This is a genomic window from Photobacterium sp. R1 (assembly GCF_054600795.1).
In genome coordinates, this window is sequence record NZ_BAAHZP010000937.1 from 1 (window position 1) to 239 (window position 239).

The window sequence follows — 239 nt, forward strand, 5'->3', positions numbered from 1 at the left end:
TGCCCGTCACTGAAACCCCTTTGAGTTAATCTTTTTCGAAACGTCAAATTCTATCTGACGCTGCTTCAGAATTGCTTTTGCCAGTATCAGATGATCGGGTCTGTAATCTTTCTCCAGATTGGCAATAACCTTCCCTGCTTCCACATAACTTCCGCGCTGATCAACCACTTCTATGATTCGTCCGTCCTCTTCTGCTTTTACAGTGGCCTGTCTATTCGGTTCGTTTTTGCCATAAAGGG

The 239-nt window shown here is 44.8% G+C and carries 1 pseudogene; it reads right to left on the minus strand.

Going from position 1 to position 239, the window contains the following annotated elements:
- Window positions 1-6 precede the first annotated feature (6 nt).
- Window positions 7-239: pseudogene (locus tag ACYP03_RS27835) on the minus strand (efflux RND transporter periplasmic adaptor subunit); the annotation flags it as partial.